This is a genomic window from Achromobacter veterisilvae (assembly GCF_900496975.1).
GTDB classification, from domain to species: domain Bacteria; phylum Pseudomonadota; class Gammaproteobacteria; order Burkholderiales; family Burkholderiaceae_B; genus Achromobacter; species Achromobacter veterisilvae.
The window spans coordinates 23,542-38,773 of the sequence record NZ_UFQC01000026.1; the positions used below are offsets into that span (position 1 = coordinate 23,542).

Here is a 15,232-nt window from a genome sequence, read left to right on the forward strand (position 1 = left end):
TCGGCCTCCGCATTTTTCTGCGCGGCGACACAAGCAGGTATGCGGGGTGGCCGCGATGCGCATTGTTTGTTGGGGCCGCATGGGGTTCGGCGTTTGACTATGGCCCTGATCAACTTCCGGGGTGCAAGACATGCCAGGAGCTTTTACCCGGTTCGCACCAGGCTGGCGAACCCTTGGCCTGGCCATCGTGCTGCCGGCGTCGTTCGCGGCATTCAGCCCGGCCGCGTTCGCCGCCGACGTGGTGGTCGTCACCGACAGCCGCCACCCGGTCAAGACCATGGGCGGCGAGCGGCTGATCGAGCTGGACCGGGCATCCGGGCTCGAAGCAGAGCTTTCCGCAGATCTGCCAGCCGACCCCGAGCGCGCAGCAGCCATCGTCCGGCAACGCCTGAACCAAGGCGGCACCGACCTTCAGCGCCGCATTGGCACCGCCTACCAGGGCATCACCGACGCATGGAGTTTGGGTGTCACGACCATCCCGGCCGTCGTGGTGGACCAACGCTATGTGGTCTATGGCGAGCCTGACGTGGCCCGGGCCGTGTCCTGCATCGAGCAGCACCGGAGGAGGCAACCGTGACCTATCGCCCATTCGACCTGCTGCGCCGCCTGCGCGTCGCCGTGGCCTCGCTGCTGCTGGTCAGCGCCACGGGCAGCTACGCCCTGAACACCGTCACCATCGTGTCCTCCGTCATGTCGCCGGACTGCCTGGAGTACCGGGTGGTGGGCATCTGCTACTGGCTGTATTGCACCTATGGCGGCTGCTCGGTGCGCACGTCCACCAAGGTCCGGCACTACGTCCCCGATGCGGTCGTCTCCAGCTACAGCAACACCGGAGAGAACCCCTGGGTCGAAGTGCGAGCGATGAGCATGCCGAACGCCTCGGCCCAGGCAGGCGGCGACGGCACCACCAACGAAGACCACGAAAACAACCTCGCCAAATTCAAGAACGCCGATGTCATCGGCCATCCCGGCGGCGAGGTGTTCAACCAGTTCGCCTCGTCCTCGGGCTATTTTTGCCAAGGCGCGGGAACGGCCTTCATGCCGTATCTGCTCAGCACCTTGGACACGCTGGCCTGGCGCTACAACGTGCCCGAGATGGCCTACCCGGAGGCGCTGATCCCGGGCCGGCGCGAGGTCGGTGCGCGCACCACGATGAACCTCTGGGGCAATGTCTATCCGCGCGGCGGCTTCCTGCACCAGACCGACGACCACAAATCCGGGGCGGTCGTGGCTCAGCGCGCCGGTGACGTCGTCACGCGGCGCGGGCAGTTGCACGTGTACCAGCCGCTGCTCGCCAACGCGCGTGATGGCTACTGGCCGGCCGGCGCGCTGATGGAAGGTGATGCCTCGACCGGCAAGTGGCAGGAACTGACGCCGCGCCTGTCGAACACCTGCGTGGTGTTCCCCCACAGCGGCACGCTGACCCAAGCCCAGCAAGGCGACTACGCGTGGGCGCTGTGGCGTCCGTATGCGTGCTGCGAACGCCGGGGCCAGGTGTTCCTCGGCAGCGTCGATTTCCTCTGAGGTGCCACGATGAAGCGTCCTGAACCGAAGAACCTGTCCACCAAGGCGTGCCGCCTGCTGCGCCCGACGGCACTGGCCGGCACGCTCGCCCTGGTCTGCGGCCTGGCGTGGGCACAGGTCGGATACCAGAACAGCGGCCCCGTCATTGGCGATGACGTCATGTACTCGATCGGCGGCGGCAGCGCGGTGTCCATGGGCCGCGCGGCCGGCATGCGCTCCATCGGGGTCGGTGTGGGGTGGAACAGCAACCTGATCTGCGGCGACATGAGCATCCAGACCACGCTGCGCAATCAGCTCAACGGCATCACGAACGGCTTTCAGCAGATCATGAGCAACGTAATCCAGAGCGCCACCAGCGCGGTAGCGTCCCTGCCGGCGCTGATCATTCAGCGCGCCGATCCGGGCCTGTACAACCTGCTGACCAACGGCGTGCTGCAGGCGCGGCTGGACTTCGACCGCTCCAAGCTGACGTGCCGCGCCATGGCGGAGAAGATGGCCGAGACAGCGGGTGGCCAGCTTGGCTGGAGCCAGATGGCCGAAGGCATGGCCTTGCGTGACGCGGTTGGCAGCAACGATGCCGTGTCGGCCGTCGAGCAGGCCGAGACGCGCCGCGGCAACGACGGCGTGCCCTGGGTGGGTGGCAGCAATGCTGGTGGCGCAGGCCAGTCCGCCATCCGGGTGGTCGGCGACGTCACCCGCGCGGGCTACAACCTGGTCAACGGTCGTGGCGTGACGGACACATCCTCCATCGCGTCCGCCAGTTGTGCGAGCCTGTCCTGCCAGACCTGGACGTCGCCGCAGCAGGCGACCGAATGGGCCACGCGGGTCCTCGGAGAGCAGGTGCAGCGCACCTGCGACTCCTGCACCAAGACCGAGACGGTGCCCGGCGTCGGGCTGACGCCGCTGATCCAGGAAGAGTACGAGGCGAAGCTGGAGGTCCTTCAGGAGCTGGTTTCCGGCACGCGCACTACCACCTTTGAGAACCTGCGCGAGGCTGGCAGCACGTCGCTGCCAATCACGCGTGGCGTGATCGAGGCGCTGCGCGACGAGCCGGACCAGGACCTTCTGGCGCGGCGCCTCGCGTCGGAGGTGGCGCTGTCGTCGGTGCTGGAAAAAGCGCTGCTGCTCCAGCGCACGCTGCTCACGGGCAAGAAGGAGCCCAACGTCGCAGCCAACGAACTCGCGGTCAAGGCCGTGAACCACGAGAGCGACACGCTCGACCGGGAGATCCGCAACCTGAAGACGGAGCTGGAGCTTCGGCGCGAGCTGGCAAACAACTCACCGATGGCCATCATCCAGCGGCACGGTACGCGCGCGGCAGGCTCGCGCGGCATCTACGAGGGTGATCCGGTACCCGACCGCCTCGACCAGTTGCAGAAGGGCAATCCAGGAGCCAGGCCATGAGCGCGGCGCGCATGACTTGGCGCCCCTTGCGCTGGCTGTTCAGCCGGCGCGCGGCGAAGGCGCTGCTGTGGACGGTGCTGATCGTTGCCGCCGCGGTCGCGGCCAACATCGCCGGCATCTACCTGGTCGGCAGCGTTGCCGGCTGGGAGCGGTGGCTCGCCGCCGCTGCGGGTTACTTATTCGTGTGGCGGCTGTGTCTATACGGGGCGACGGTGTACGGGTGGATCTGGATGCGCCGCCGGCTGCTGGTACGTGAGGACGACGCCCAGGCGCGGCACCGCCTGGTGCGCACCGAGATCGCAGGCGTCGTCGCCATCGTGGCGCTGGAAGCCAGCCTGTTGATGCAGGGCTGAGAGGAGATTCGGGCCATGACTCTGTTCACGACCGACTACCTGGAGTATTACCTTACGCTGGTGTCCTGGATCGTCAACAACGGCATCTGGGCCGTGCTGGTATCCAGCGGCGTCTTCGCGCTGCCTTTCGTGGCGATCATCGTGCAGGAGTGGTTGAAGGCCCGTGCAGAAGGCGCCGACGAGGGCAATAAAGGCGTGCTGAGCGCCGCCCGCATCGAGAACCGGGTCTTCGTCGCCATCGTGGTGGTGATGTTCGCGGGCATCCCGTTCATCGACGTGGACCTCAACACCATCCAGTACGACAGCTCGCGCTCGGCGCAATGCCAGGTCAGTGTGCCGCAGCCCTCGAATACCGGCTGGTCGCAATCTTTCAGCACCATCAACAACCAGTCGGCGAAGGTGCCGGTGTGGTGGGCGTTCATGCACGCGCTCTCGCGCGCCGTCACGGGCGCTTCAGTGGCAGCGATCCCGTGCGGCACGGACCTGCGGCAGATGCGCATGGAGATCGACGCGACTCGCATTGACGACCCAGTGTTGGCTCAGGAAGTAGCGGATTTCTCGCGGGATTGCTATGGGGCTGCGCGGGCGAAATTGTTCATGCAGCGGCCTCAACTCGATGAGCAGCAGCTGCACGACGTAACCTGGATCGGCTCACGCTTCTTCACGGACACGAACGGCTACTACGACACATACCGTTCCAGCACCCCGCGCGAGGACTGGCCCTATGACAGCACGCGCGACGCAGGGCTTGCGCAGGTGGCCAGCGGCGGCGGCTATCCGACCTGCAGGCAATGGTGGGCCGATGGCAGCAATGGACTGCGGGCACGCTTGCTGGGTCAGGTGGACCCGAGCCTGCTCAATCGCCTGGCGGGCTGGGCTGGCTTCCTGAGCCGTGCCGAGGTGGACGATTCGGTGATCCGCGCGATCGCGTCACCGCGACAGCAGAAGCTGAACCAAGGCAGCGTCTATACGGACTACGGTGGCCAGATCGAAATGACCGACCCAAACATCATCACCCGGGCGGCGGCCGACGTAGGACTGGCGGTAGGCTCGCTGGGCTACTTCCCCTCCATGGATGCAATGCGCCAGGCTCTTCCGATGGTGCTGGCGCTCTTGAAGATGGCGCTGGTTGTCTGCATTCCGGTGGTGCTCATGGTTAGCACCTACAACCTGAAAACACTCGTGACGGTCAGCGTGGTGCAGTTTGCGCTGTTCTTCGTGGATTTCTGGTTCCAACTCGCGCGCTGGATCGACAGCACCATTCTGGACGCGCTCTACGGATGGGGCTGGGGATGGAACCGGCCGCATACGAATTTCGATCCGGTCATGGGCCTCAACAATGCCTTCGGAGACATGCTGTTGAATTTCGTCATGGCGACGATGTTCATCGTGCTGCCCTTGTTCTGGGTAACCGCCTTGGGATGGGCGGGCTACGCCGTGGGGGGCATGTTGCAAGGGCTTGCTGCTGGTACGGCAGGCGCCAAAGCGGCCGGCGGCAAAGCCGCCGACATGGCCTTTGGCGGCGCTATGAAGTGGGCATCGACACCCAGCAAGAGGAAGTAGTGCCTTGCTTCTTCGCTAGGTCTCATCAGATGGATCATGTGAATCTATCCGATACTCATCGTGGGTATAGAGGCCAAAACCGGCGTGCCCGTGCCGCCACTCTGGTTCGGGCGGCTCCCATTCGACGGTATCGTGCCCCCGGGCCACAAACACCAGCGCGACCAGCAGCAACGCCAGCCAGAAAGCAACGTAGAGCAGCAGCCCCAGGACAGCCAGTTTGCCGGCCCACAGCAGCGCGGCGGCGGCAGCCAACGGCACACCCTTGGACACCAACCAGTTCGACGCCCGACGTTCGCTGCGCGCATAGGCGCGCCACCCGCGGCCAAGGGCGCGGCCGAGGCGTTCCGCAGTGCTGATGCGGGTCGTGGTGCTCATGGTCGTCTCCTGCTACTGAGGGATGCCTATTCCAATTTGGTCCATTTCATTCTGCTGCGGGCTTCAAAGTGCTTCATGACGCTTCGTCATCCGGTTCCACCGGGCCGGGGTCAGGCTCCACGTCGACGCGATACGTGGCAACGAAGTGCGGCCAGTCCACATGGTCCACCAGGTCGATGTCATCGACAACGCCTACCTTTGCTGCCGCACGCTCGAACAGGGCGATGCTCTTGGCGGGATAGTTGTTGCGCGACGGATAGAGCACCCCGTCGAACAGCGCTTGGCCGTCGTCTCCGAGAATTGCATGCACCTGGGCGGACACTTGCTGCGTGTGCGTGTAGTCGCGGCTGGCCAACTGCTCCAGGTTCAGGCCGAAGTAGCCCGCCATGACGCCCGGCGCCGTGAGGTCGGCCAAGAGCACATCGTCCATCACGCCTACTGCGCGCACCATCCGGGCCTGGACTTCTTTCAGCGCGATCGAGCGCTTCGTGTCCGCAAGCCACTGGTGCTTATGAAACACCGACTCCATCAGCGCCGTGGGCAGGTCGCGCCCCAGGTAGAGCACGCCGTAGGCCCGCGCCGGGTCATCGTAGCGATTGGTGCTGCTGCGGCCATAGTACAGCGGGCTGCCCCGATAGACGACGCGGCTCACATGCTGGAGCAGTTCACCGGCATCGATCAGGAACGAAGGCAGCTCGTGGCTCATGGCGATCTCGCTTCAATGCACCTGAACGCCCAGTACGTTGAACACGGCATCGGCCACGTCATCGATCGTGCTGTGCGTCACCGCATCCACCGGCGAGCGGCCGCCCAAGCCTTCGAGCGGTTCGGACAGCGCGCGGTAGATCGTCCAGGGGTCGATGCCCTCGACCTCCTGAAGCACGGTTTGGGTCAACTGCTGCTTTACCGGGTCGAGCTGCCAGTCGGGCAGCTTCTGACCGCGCGGCCCCACGTTCAGCGCCAACAGCCGACGGGCGAGGATGTCCTTGTAGATCTGCTGGCGCGACTTGTCCGCCAGCTTGGCGTACTCGGGGATCGGCAGGTTATGCGGCTGGTTGAAGGCTTCCAGCAACACGGCGCGGCCTCGCTGGACGTCGGTTTCAGTCGGTGCCCAGCGCGTTTCGGTGCGCAGCGCGGCCGCCTTGCGTGCCAGGGCCTGCCCCACCGTCTCTCCGTCCAAGTTGGCGGGCAGCTTCACCGCCTCCACGCGCTCGTGAATGAAAGCCTGCAACTCGGCCGCGAAAGCCGGCGCATCCCGGATTTCGACGGTATCCGCGAAGCGGCGCACATCCTCCACCGTGACGCGCGGCAGGCGATCGGCAATGAATTCAATGGCATTGGGCATGGTGATCTCCCAGGCAGGTTTGAGACAGGATTCACTCTAGTCTCTATTGTCGCTTTTGTCAACTTTGTCGCCTTTCGAGAACCTGCCCGGCGGAAGCGGCGTCCACTCAGCATAGAGCGCGACCAGCACCGGCTCGCCGTCCAATCCATTCCACCGAGTTCCCCATTGACGCTGGAATCGCATCCCGTGCCCCGCTATACAGAAACGGTGAAAGGCCAGAGGGCCGAAATGGCAAGGGAACGGGGTGCAAGGGGAAAGGCCCTACCTCGAAAAGGCCAAAAGGCCTCCCGATCGGCCCGTCATCAGGACACCCACATGCTTTCCCTGTTCCAGCGAAAACGGCCCGCGGTCGCTACCGCTCCAACGCCACCACCCGCATCCGACCTCCCGAAAGGGTTGATGCGGCCCGAGTCGGCCGCATCGCTGCTGGCCACCCCGCGCCGGCAGAAGCTGCTGGAACATATCTGGCAGCGCACCTCACTCTCGCGCAAGCAGTTCGCCACCCTGTACCGCACGCCGCTGGAACGCTACGCCGAGCTGGTCCAGCAGTTTCCCGCTTCCGAAAGCCACCACCACGCTTACCCGGGCGGCATGCTGGACCACGGCCTGGAGATCGTCGCCTACAGCCTGAAACTGCGGCAGTCCCATCTATTGCCGGCTGGTGCAACCCCGGAAGACCAAGCAGCCCAGTCGGAAGCCTGGACAGCGGCAACCGCCTATGCGGCGCTGCTCCACGACATTGGCAAGATCGCCGTCGACCTGCACGTCGAGTACGCTGACGGCAGTGTCTGGCACCCTTGGCATGGTTCGCTGCAACAGCCATACCGCTTCCGCTACCGCGAGGACCGTGAATACCGGCTGCACGGTGCGGCCACGGGGCTGCTCTATATTCGGGTGCTTGACCGCAACATCCTGGACTGGCTCAGCCAGTACCCGGATCTGTGGTGGCCTTTGCTGTACGTGCTGGCCGGCCAGTACGAGCACGCCGGAGTGCTGGGTGAGCTGGTCACCAAGGCCGATCAGGCATCAGTGTCTGAATCGCTTGGTGGCGACCCGAGCAAAGCCATGGCCGTGCCAAAGCATGCGCTGCAGCGCAAACTACTGGCCGGCTTGCGCTACCTGCTGCGCGAAGAACTGAAGCTCAACCAAGCGGGCCCCGCAGACGGCTGGCTGACGGACGATGCGCTCTGGCTGGTCAGCAAGACGGTCTCGGACAAGCTGCGCGCGCACCTCTTGTCGCAAGGGATCGATGGTATCCCCAGTAGCAACACCGCCGTCTTCGATGTGCTCCAAGACCACGATATCGCGCTGTCCACGCCTGACGGCAAGGCGATCTGGCGGGCCACCGTCACCAGTGACAGCGGCTGGTCGCACGCCTTCACGCTGCTGCGCCTGGCGCCGGCGTCGATCTGGGAGGCCCACGAGCGGCCTTACCCATTCGCCGGGGCTGTGATGCCACAAAGTGGCGATGCGCCTGTAGCAGAGCCACCGCCAACCACGCCAGTGACCGACTCGTTGTCACCTGCGGGGGATAAAGACCATTCGGCAACACCCCAGCCTCAAGACCCAGCGACCCAGCCTGCCGACGGTGTAGACGCGATGTTGAGCCTATTGGAGAGCGTGAATGGCGCTCCCGGCGCCGACGCGCTGAACGAGCCCGCCAGCCCGGCCCGGGCAGCCAAGCAGGATACATTCGATCCGCCGGCAGACGCCGAGAATATGGCCGCGCTATCCGCCGAACACGCACCGCCCCTCTCGGGAGAGCACTTCATTGCCTGGCTGCGCAATCGCCTCCAGACACACAAGCTGGTCATCAACGACGCGAGGGCACTCGTGCATACCGTCGCAGATACCGCATACCTGGTCAGCCCGGGGATTTTTCAGCGGTATGCTCAGGAGCACCCGCAGGTCGCGGTACTGGCGAAACAGGCGGATTTGCCCGAGTGGCGGTGGGTGCAGAAGTGCTTTGAGAAGCTTCAGGTGCATCGTAAGCAGCCGAACGGGCTGAACGTCTGGACATGCAAGGTTTCAGGGCCGCGTAAGACGCGGCGCCTGCATGGCTACCTGCTGGATCAGGCCAATGAGATTTTCGCGGAAGTACCGCCGAATAACCCCTATCTGTCGCTCACTGAGCCAGGCACGCAGCAGGTCGGCAATCATTGATTTGCCCGGACTGACGCACACCATCGCGCATGTCATTAAAAGGACTTGGGACACGGGGATCATTTCATTTATATGGACGCCTCCCGTTTGCGAAGGGGTTTCAAGTGTTCTGGCGATATAGGAACGGATTGCCACCCGAACCCGTCTGCCGTGGCACAAGCCCAGCCCACGCCGCAAACTCACGCCCAGACCTGAAGGCCTTCGCCTCGCCCATCATTGCCACCGCTGCCGTTGCGGTCAGCAACCCAACACCAGGAATCTCCTTGATTGCCTTCACCGCTTTATCTTCCTTGGCCCATTCGCGCATCCTGCGTTCGATATCAGCAATTTGCTTGTCTAACATTGCAAGCCCGTTCCATTGCTCGCGAAGGGTGTCGGCCAATACTGCAGGCAATCGCTCAGAGATCCGTCCAAGAATCTCGGGTATGGCCTTATCAAGCGCCGCTCGTCCTCTGCCCATGACCTCACCATATTCCGTCAACAATCCTCGCAATGAATTGACTTGCATCGTGCGAAACTTCACCAATTGCTCACGTACTCGATGCAACGCCAGCATCGCTTGCTGCATTTCTGTCTTCACTGCGACTGCTTTGCTAGGTTGTTGCACCGCCAGCCAGATCGCTCGCGCGTCAGTCGCGTCATTCTTGCTCCGGATATTGAACGCCTTCACATATTCCGCTGGCATCAACTTCACCTGATGCCTCATCTTGGTAAGCTGCCTCGCCCAGTGATGAGCTCCACCGCACGCTTCCATGCCAATCTGGCAAGGCATTCGATTCACGAAGTACTCAAGGAACTTCGCTCGCTTAATCGGCTTATTCACGATTTCTCCTGTCCCTTCATCCACGTGATGCACTTGGAAAACGCTTTTTGCAATGTCTATACTCACTGGCGTAAGCTTCATGACGGATCCTCCGGTGGCTTGGAAAACCCTGTATTTCCCATTTGAGCACTTTGGTGCTGTCGGCCTGTGAGGGTTCGCCCTTCTTAACTTCTTTCAAGGCCATCACCGCTCACCGGTGGGAGGCGTCCATACCATTTCTCCTTGCCGGAAATTGTCCCCGCAGTCGCTCGGCGCCCTCACAGCGCATCGATGGGAATCTTGAGGTAGTGGATGCCGTTGGATTCTGCGGGGGGCAGTTGGCCGGCCCGCATGTTCACCTGTACCGAAGGAAGCAGCAGCACGGGCATGGCGAGCGTGGCATCGCGCTGCTCGCGCGTGGCCGCGAAGTCCTCCTCGGTGATGCCGTCGCGCACATGGATGTTGTGCGCACGTTCCTCGGCCACCGTGGTCTTCCATTGAAGCTCGCGCCCGCCGGGACGGTAGTCGTGGCACATGTAGAGCACGGTGTCCGGCGGCAGCGACAGCACGCGGCCGATCGAGCGGAACAGCGTGCGCGCGTCGCCACCAGGAAAGTCGCAGCGCTCCGTACCATAGTCGGGCATGAACAGCGTGTCACCCACGAAGGCCGCGGCAGGCGCGTTAGGTGTCGCGTTGTTCTCGACTACATAGGTCATGCAGGCGGGAGTATGGCCGGGGGTGTGCATGGCCTGCACCCGCAGCGTACCGAGCATGAAGGTCTCGCCGTCCTCGAACAGACGATCGAACTGCCGGCCGTCACGTGCAAACTCCGGCTCTGCGTTGAAGAGCTGGCCGAACGCCTGCTGTACGGCGCGGATGTTCGCCCCGATGCAGATTCGTCCACCCAGGAGCGACTGAAGATACGGCGCCGCACTCAGGTGATCGGCGTGCACATGCGTCTCCAGAATCCACTGGACGCTCGCCCCTAGTTCTCGCACGCGCTCAGCGATGTGATCCGCACCGGCGCGCGAGGTGCAGCCGGACTTGGGGTCGTAACCGAGCACACTGTCGATGATGGCGCAATGACCGCTTTTTGTGTCCAGCACGATGTAGCTGAAGGTGCTGCTGTCCTTATCAAAGAAGGGCTCGATTTTCACGGTGCCTTTGCCTCGCTGAAGCATGACCCGCTTGATTTCATCCAAGCTCCTTTTGGTCGGATGTTTTGTCGGTCGTTCTCTAATTTCAGATGGTGTTCGCGCGGGATTAACTCAAAATTAAAAGATCTTGCCGTTGCATGTTCTTACCGGCCGACGGCCGAGTGGAGAAATCTCTGCTCCACCCGTAGGCTCAGCCAGCCAGCGCGCGGCGGTTCCAGGGCATGTGCATCAGCAGGCGCGCAAGCCCGCAGAACCCCGAGACACCGGCGAAGACCAGCCCAGCGCCCACCAAGCCCGAAAGTACATGGAACCAAGGCGAGACCGTGGCGCCCAGCACTGTACCCAGCACGATCAAAGACCCCGCCGCGATCTGCACCTGCCGTTGCAGCTCCAGGGGTTGAGAGGCGTCCGCCACGACGGGCAGGCCGGCCTTCTTCCAGGCGTCCAGCCCGCCTTCAAGCACGTAGGCCTCGCAGGCCGTGCATGCCCCCAGCGTCGGGGCGTTCACCCGCGTCCGGTTGCCCGAGCGGCAGTGGAAGATGATTGCCGAAGCGCCGTCGAGCGGCAGGCCGCCGCTTCGCAAGCGGTCCATCGGCACATGGCGTGCCTGCGCGATGCGCTCACGGGCATGTTCGTCCGCCGCACGGATGTCCACCAGAACGGCACCCTGGTTCATGAGTTCGCTGGCAGCTTGGGGCGAGATGGATTTCAGGGACATGGCAATGGCCTCCGAGGGTGGATCAGGGACAGAAGATGGCCTTGAGCGTGGCGATGAGCTTGGCCACGTCGGGGTTGTCGATACGGTAGTGCAGGGTCTGCGACTCGCGCCGGTAGGTCACGAGACCTTCCTCGCGCATCTTGGCCAGGTGTTGGGACAAGGCGGACTGGCTCAGCGCCACGTTTTCGTGCAGGGCGCCGACGGTCATCTCGCCATGCTCGATCAGCAGGCAGAGAACGAGCAGACGATGCTCATTGCCGACTGCCCGCAGCATGCCCGTGGCCTTGGTCGCGCCGTCCTGTAGAAACGACTGATCCTTCTTGTCAACCGTCATGGTAGCCTGTATTTAATGTTTATCTAATGTAGTATAAACTAATAAATAGGTCAAGGCACTTCCTCCGAGGTAGGAAGTGCAGCAGGTCTTCCGGCCGGTGTTCTCATGCTGAGGTGTGGGTTCGCCTGACAGCACATTCCTGATTCCTTCATGACTCCACCTGCTTTGCTGCCACCGCCAATTGCGACAGATGCTCGCCGCAAGGTGGGACTGCTAATGGCCGCCCAATCTCTGGGCGACGCCGCGCCACCCATCATCATTTCGCCGGGCGGCATCGTGGGCCAGATGCTGGCCAGTACCCTTTCGCTGGCCACACTGCCGGTCAACCTCTACAACCTGGGGTTGGCGCTTTCGACCATTCCTGCGGCCCTGCTGATGCTTCGTCTGGGCCGGCGTGCGGCCTACGCGTTGGGGGCGCTGCTGGGTTCGATTTCCGGGCTAATCGCTGCCTTGGACGCGCTATGGGGCAGCTTCGAGACCTTTTGCTAGGGCACGGCGATGGCCGGCTTCTACGGTGCGAGCGTGCAGAGCTACCGCTTCGCGGCCAGCGATGCGGTGCCGCCGCCGCAGCGCCCCACCGTCATCTCGCGCATCATGATCGGCGGCCTGATCGCCGCGGTTATTGGCCCGCAGGTCGTCATCTGGACGCGCGACGCCTGGCCCATGGCGCCGTTCGCTGGCAGCTTCCTGGGGCAGGCAGGCCTGGCGCTGCTGGCCTTGCCGCTGTTGCTAATGCTGCGCATGCCGCCACCCCAGCCGGCCGCCGTCGCAGGCCCAGCGCGCCCGCTGGCGGTGATCGCGCGCAGTCCAGGTTTCGTCGTGGCCGTCCCGGCGGGCATCGTGTCCTGCGGCCTGATGGCCTTCATCATGACCGCCGCGCCGATGGCGATGGTGGGTTGCCGCCACACCGTGGGCGAGGCGGCGCTGGGCATCCAGTGGCACGTGCTGGCCATGTTCGCGCCGAGTTTCTTCACCGGCCGCCAGATCGCGCGTTTCGGCAAGATCGCCATCACGGCGTGCGGACTGGTTTTGATTGGGGCCTCGGGCCTGTTGGCCTTGGCCGGGCTCGAACTTCTGCACTTCTGGGGCTCGCTGATCCTGCTGGGCGTGGGCTGGAATTTCGGCTTTATCGGCGCGACGGCCCTGGTGACCGACTGCTACGCTGCGCCCGAACGTGCCAAGGTGCAGGCACTCAACGATTTCCTGGTGTTCGGCACTGTGGCCGCAGCCTCTTTCGGGCCCGGATCAGGCGGAAGATCTACAACTGCAGTGCCCGGCAGAACGTGTTCGACTATATCCAGATGTTTTACATCCCGAAGCATCGCTACGGTTACAATAGCTGGCTTTCGCCGGTAGACTACGAGAAGCAGTACTTTGAGAGACTCGCCAGTGTCTAGGATACTGGGGGATTCAGTGTTGGCGCATCAGCCAAGCAAGATGCAGGCGCTGAGAGAGCACCTCATACTTCCGTTTGCGAGCGTAGCCGGGCGATAAACCGCTCTAGCGGCGGCGACAAATCGTCGTCGCTTAGGCGCAGCAAGTAGGTTGTGATGATGGCCGAATCCACTGCCAAAGGTCGGGCGACGACATCTGAACGCTGACTGGTGGCAATTCTCGCGGCCGTGGTGAAGCCTATGCCATAGCCGGCGCCTACCAAGGTGAGCATCATGTCCAGAGAGGATGCGTGCTCGACAATGTTCGGCTCTCGCTCCAGTGGTCGCAGAAGGCGAGTCAGTTCACGGCAGTACCCTTCGCACACTTGAGGGTCGCAAAAGATCAGGGGATGATCTCCAAGCTTGTGAAGCGGAATCGCCTTGTGGGCAAGCAACTCGTGGCGGGCAGGCACCGCAATCATCAACGGGTCTTGCCAGATTGGTTCGGTGACAATGCCTTCTCCCACATCGGCCGTGTGCGCGAACCCTATCGTGAAATTACCGGATCGTAGGCCACGCAACTGTTCAGCCAGGGGAACCTCGGAGAGTCGTATTTCAATCTCGGGTTCTTCTTCACGGCAACGGGCGAGGAACGAAGACAGTCGCCGATCGACCGAACCATCAGATATGGCGATGCGCAGGCACCCTTTCAGACCGGCTGCGACAGCCTTGGCGTTTTCCGAAGCCTGCTCCAAAACGGTGAACAGCCTGCGCACGTCGAGCAAGAAAGCCGAGCCGGCAGGCGTCAACTGTGTTCCACGCCGATCTCGGTCGAAGAGGATCACGCCCATCTCGTCTTCAAGCTCCTTGATGGCCCGTGAAAGCGGGGGTTGCTCGATATGTAGTCGTTCAGCGGCGCGGGTGAAATGTAACTCCTCGGCTAAGGCCAGAAAGCACTTAAGGTGTCGCAGCTCCATGTAGGCATCGCTCCCAGATCGTATGTAAAGTCATAAAAAATCCCGCGGCGGTACCCCCCGCAATAGCGTTGCAGCCAGTAGTAGAATTTTCTCATTGAGGAGTTCTCCAGCATGAAGAAGTCAAGATCCACAGACAGCCAGATCATCGAAGTTACCAATCGCGTGGAAACTGGCCTTGCGCAGCCTGAACTGTGTTGCAAGTTGGGCATCAGCTCGGCAACCTTCTACAAGTCGCGTTCCCAGTACGGAGGCATGGACGTGTCGCCGATGGTGCGAAGAAGGAGGGGGCCAAGACCGCGCGGCGGCACTAGATGTACGTCGAGGTGAGGCTCAAGGCTGAGATCGTGACGGAGGCGCTCGAAAAAGTGGTGAGGCCATGTCGCCGCCGTGAGATGGCCCGATGTGCCGTGCAAGATCTCGGCGTATCGATCCGGCTAGCCTGCGAAGCGTTTAAGGTCAGCCAAGCCTGCTATCGGTACGTCGGGCTCCAAACGCAGTTATCGGGTTACGGCTGATGCTCTCGGGCGCTGGGCGTACCACTGCCACCTCCTGTACGACATGGAGATGGGCATGTTCCGCGAAGTAAGACGGACGCCGAGAACGAAGATATCGACAACTGGCTGCTGCGCCGGGAGTGTCGGAATCTTAGTGTTTAGGGCCAATGAAGCCCATCCGGCAGGACTTGCATTGCTTTAAAGTGGGTGGGGGCGGACGCCCCCCCTTTGGGTCAGTTTTCAGTGAAAGACAACAACGCACTTGCCAGACGCGACTTCCTTGCAGAGGAGCGTCGTTATAGCGGTCTGCCCCTGCGGTTTACCGTCGAGTTCGACATCCATCTTCACCGCCGCGTCCATCGACTCATTGCGATAGATCTACACAGCCGCTTGTCCTTTGGCGCGGCAAACGTCTTGGCTACTGCGTCCTGATTGGCGTCGCCCATACTGTGACGGTGGCGCAGGGGTGCAGGCCAACGAGATTGATGACAACGGCGGCAACGATCAACGTTTTTTCAAAAACCGCTCCAATTGTTTTATCCGCGGAAAATCCGCGGCGGCCAGTGTAGGAGGTACGTGGCGTGAAGTTGTGCCGTCGACCATGCGGAACATTACATTTCATATTGATTGATTAATCGAAAGAATCTCTT

General features: G+C 62.7%; 14 protein-coding genes and 5 pseudogenes. 11 read left to right on the forward strand and 8 right to left on the reverse strand.

All coding sequences use genetic code 11. The features are described from left to right. Positions 1-130 precede the first annotated feature (130 nt). The 5 genes from AVE30378_RS21675 to AVE30378_RS21695 are packed head-to-tail and all read left to right on the forward strand — an operon-like array spanning position 131 to position 4,844. Positions 131-577: a TIGR03757 family integrating conjugative element protein gene (locus tag AVE30378_RS21675; RefSeq protein WP_004350615.1), complete on the forward strand. Its 447-nt coding sequence runs from the start codon at positions 131-133 to the stop codon at positions 575-577. Beyond that, complete coding sequence (locus tag AVE30378_RS21680) at positions 574-1,524, forward strand: TIGR03756 family integrating conjugative element protein (RefSeq protein ID WP_004350617.1); 951 nt, start codon at positions 574-576, stop codon at positions 1,522-1,524. Before AVE30378_RS21675 ends, AVE30378_RS21680 begins: the two co-directional genes overlap by 4 nt. Positions 1,525-1,533: 9 nt before the next feature. Then, positions 1,534-2,928 carry an integrating conjugative element protein gene (locus AVE30378_RS21685; RefSeq protein ID WP_003149765.1) on the forward strand — a complete coding sequence of 465 codons (1,395 nt, stop codon included), beginning with the start codon at positions 1,534-1,536 and terminating at the stop codon, positions 2,926-2,928. Then, a complete protein-coding gene (locus AVE30378_RS21690) occupies positions 2,925-3,281 on the forward strand; it encodes a hypothetical protein (RefSeq protein ID WP_003149767.1) in 357 nt (118 codons plus the stop codon). Before AVE30378_RS21685 ends, AVE30378_RS21690 begins: the two co-directional genes overlap by 4 nt. Before the next feature lie 15 nt (positions 3,282-3,296). After that, a complete protein-coding gene (locus AVE30378_RS21695) occupies positions 3,297-4,844 on the forward strand; it encodes a conjugal transfer protein TraG N-terminal domain-containing protein (protein ID WP_004350620.1) in 1,548 nt (515 codons plus the stop codon). 15 nt (positions 4,845-4,859) lie between these two features. Here AVE30378_RS21695 and AVE30378_RS21700 read toward each other — a convergent pair whose 3' ends face one another. From AVE30378_RS21700 to AVE30378_RS21710, 3 genes are all read right to left on the reverse strand, one after another. Beyond that, on the reverse strand, positions 4,860-5,219 hold the full coding sequence (locus tag AVE30378_RS21700; protein WP_003149770.1) for a DUF3742 family protein: 360 nt from the start codon (positions 5,217-5,219) through the stop codon (positions 4,860-4,862). A gap of 73 nt (positions 5,220-5,292) precedes the next feature. Next, positions 5,293-5,925, reverse strand: coding sequence for an RES family NAD+ phosphorylase (locus tag AVE30378_RS21705; RefSeq protein ID WP_003149772.1), 633 nt, complete (start codon positions 5,923-5,925; stop codon positions 5,293-5,295). Positions 5,926-5,937: 12 nt separating this feature from the next. Beyond that, the gene (locus AVE30378_RS21710; RefSeq protein ID WP_003149774.1) at positions 5,938-6,564 is read right to left on the reverse strand and encodes a hypothetical protein; all 627 of its coding nucleotides are present in this window, start codon (positions 6,562-6,564) and stop codon (positions 5,938-5,940) included. A 315-nt stretch (positions 6,565-6,879) separates the two neighbouring features. Between AVE30378_RS21710 and mobH the strand changes: the two genes are divergently transcribed. Next, positions 6,880-8,727, forward strand: a complete 1,848-nt coding sequence (mobH, locus tag AVE30378_RS21715) for a MobH family relaxase (protein ID WP_129243166.1) — start codon at positions 6,880-6,882, stop codon at positions 8,725-8,727. A 115-nt stretch (positions 8,728-8,842) separates the two neighbouring features. Here the strand turns inward: mobH and AVE30378_RS21720 are convergent. From AVE30378_RS21720 to AVE30378_RS21735, 4 genes and pseudogenes are all read right to left on the reverse strand, one after another. Then, positions 8,843-9,631: pseudogene (locus AVE30378_RS21720) on the reverse strand (IS110 family RNA-guided transposase); the annotation flags it as partial. A gap of 176 nt (positions 9,632-9,807) precedes the next feature. After that, positions 9,808-10,710 carry an MBL fold metallo-hydrolase gene (locus AVE30378_RS21725; RefSeq protein ID WP_165360264.1) on the reverse strand — a complete coding sequence of 301 codons (903 nt, stop codon included), beginning with the start codon at positions 10,708-10,710 and terminating at the stop codon, positions 9,808-9,810. Between the two features lie 166 nt (positions 10,711-10,876). Next, entirely contained in the window at positions 10,877-11,404 is a 528-nt protein-coding gene (locus AVE30378_RS21730; protein WP_129243168.1) for a rhodanese family protein, read from the reverse strand. A gap of 22 nt (positions 11,405-11,426) precedes the next feature. Continuing rightward, a complete protein-coding gene (locus AVE30378_RS21735) occupies positions 11,427-11,738 on the reverse strand; it encodes an ArsR/SmtB family transcription factor (protein ID WP_129243170.1) in 312 nt (103 codons plus the stop codon). A gap of 150 nt (positions 11,739-11,888) precedes the next feature. Between AVE30378_RS21735 and AVE30378_RS21740 the strand changes: the two are divergent. Next, a pseudogene (locus AVE30378_RS21740) lies at positions 11,889-12,983 on the forward strand (MFS transporter); the annotation flags it as partial. Further along, positions 12,968-13,135: pseudogene (locus tag AVE30378_RS32905) on the forward strand (IS3 family transposase); the annotation flags it as partial. The pseudogenes AVE30378_RS21740 and AVE30378_RS32905, both read left to right, overlap by 16 nt. 62 nt (positions 13,136-13,197) lie before the next feature. On the opposite strand, the gene AVE30378_RS21745 reads toward AVE30378_RS32905, so the two are convergent. Next, positions 13,198-14,088 (reverse strand): LysR family transcriptional regulator, encoded by an 891-nt coding sequence (locus tag AVE30378_RS21745; protein WP_129243172.1) that lies wholly within the window; start codon positions 14,086-14,088, stop codon positions 13,198-13,200. 111 nt (positions 14,089-14,199) lie between these two features. Between AVE30378_RS21745 and AVE30378_RS33135 the strand changes: the two genes are divergently transcribed. The 3 genes and pseudogenes from AVE30378_RS33135 to AVE30378_RS21755 form a co-directional block, all read left to right on the forward strand. Continuing rightward, a complete protein-coding gene (locus AVE30378_RS33135; RefSeq protein WP_129243174.1) occupies positions 14,200-14,415 on the forward strand; it encodes a transposase in 216 nt (71 codons plus the stop codon). A 17-nt stretch (positions 14,416-14,432) separates the two neighbouring features. Further along, positions 14,433-14,567, forward strand: a pseudogene (locus AVE30378_RS33140) (IS3 family transposase); the annotation flags it as partial. Between the two features lie 4 nt (positions 14,568-14,571). Then, positions 14,572-14,676 (forward strand): annotated as a pseudogene (locus tag AVE30378_RS21755) (multicopper oxidase domain-containing protein); the annotation flags it as partial. Positions 14,677-15,232 lie beyond the last annotated feature (556 nt).

What these genes read in the sequence shown, in the direction of transcription:
- AVE30378_RS21735 (WP_129243170.1), bottom strand. Translation starts at nt 11,738, where the DNA reads ATGACGGTTGACAAGAAGGATCAGTCGTTTCTACAGGACGGCGCGACC.
- AVE30378_RS21695 (WP_004350620.1), top strand. Translation starts at nt 3,297, where the DNA reads ATGACTCTGTTCACGACCGACTACCTGGAGTATTACCTTACGCTGGTG.
- AVE30378_RS21745 (WP_129243172.1), bottom strand. Translation starts at nt 14,088, where the DNA reads ATGGAGCTGCGACACCTTAAGTGCTTTCTGGCCTTAGCCGAGGAGTTA.
- AVE30378_RS21690 (WP_003149767.1), top strand. Translation starts at nt 2,925, where the DNA reads ATGAGCGCGGCGCGCATGACTTGGCGCCCCTTGCGCTGGCTGTTCAGC.
- AVE30378_RS21710 (WP_003149774.1), bottom strand. Translation starts at nt 6,564, where the DNA reads ATGCCCAATGCCATTGAATTCATTGCCGATCGCCTGCCGCGCGTCACG.
- AVE30378_RS21725 (WP_165360264.1), bottom strand. Translation starts at nt 10,710, where the DNA reads ATGCTTCAGCGAGGCAAAGGCACCGTGAAAATCGAGCCCTTCTTTGAT.
- AVE30378_RS21730 (WP_129243168.1), bottom strand. Translation starts at nt 11,404, where the DNA reads ATGTCCCTGAAATCCATCTCGCCCCAAGCTGCCAGCGAACTCATGAAC.
- AVE30378_RS33135 (WP_129243174.1), top strand. Translation starts at nt 14,200, where the DNA reads ATGAAGAAGTCAAGATCCACAGACAGCCAGATCATCGAAGTTACCAAT.
- AVE30378_RS21675 (WP_004350615.1), top strand. Translation starts at nt 131, where the DNA reads ATGCCAGGAGCTTTTACCCGGTTCGCACCAGGCTGGCGAACCCTTGGC.
- mobH (WP_129243166.1), top strand. Translation starts at nt 6,880, where the DNA reads ATGCTTTCCCTGTTCCAGCGAAAACGGCCCGCGGTCGCTACCGCTCCA.
- AVE30378_RS21705 (WP_003149772.1), bottom strand. Translation starts at nt 5,925, where the DNA reads ATGAGCCACGAGCTGCCTTCGTTCCTGATCGATGCCGGTGAACTGCTC.
- AVE30378_RS21700 (WP_003149770.1), bottom strand. Translation starts at nt 5,219, where the DNA reads ATGAGCACCACGACCCGCATCAGCACTGCGGAACGCCTCGGCCGCGCC.
- AVE30378_RS21685 (WP_003149765.1), top strand. Translation starts at nt 1,534, where the DNA reads ATGAAGCGTCCTGAACCGAAGAACCTGTCCACCAAGGCGTGCCGCCTG.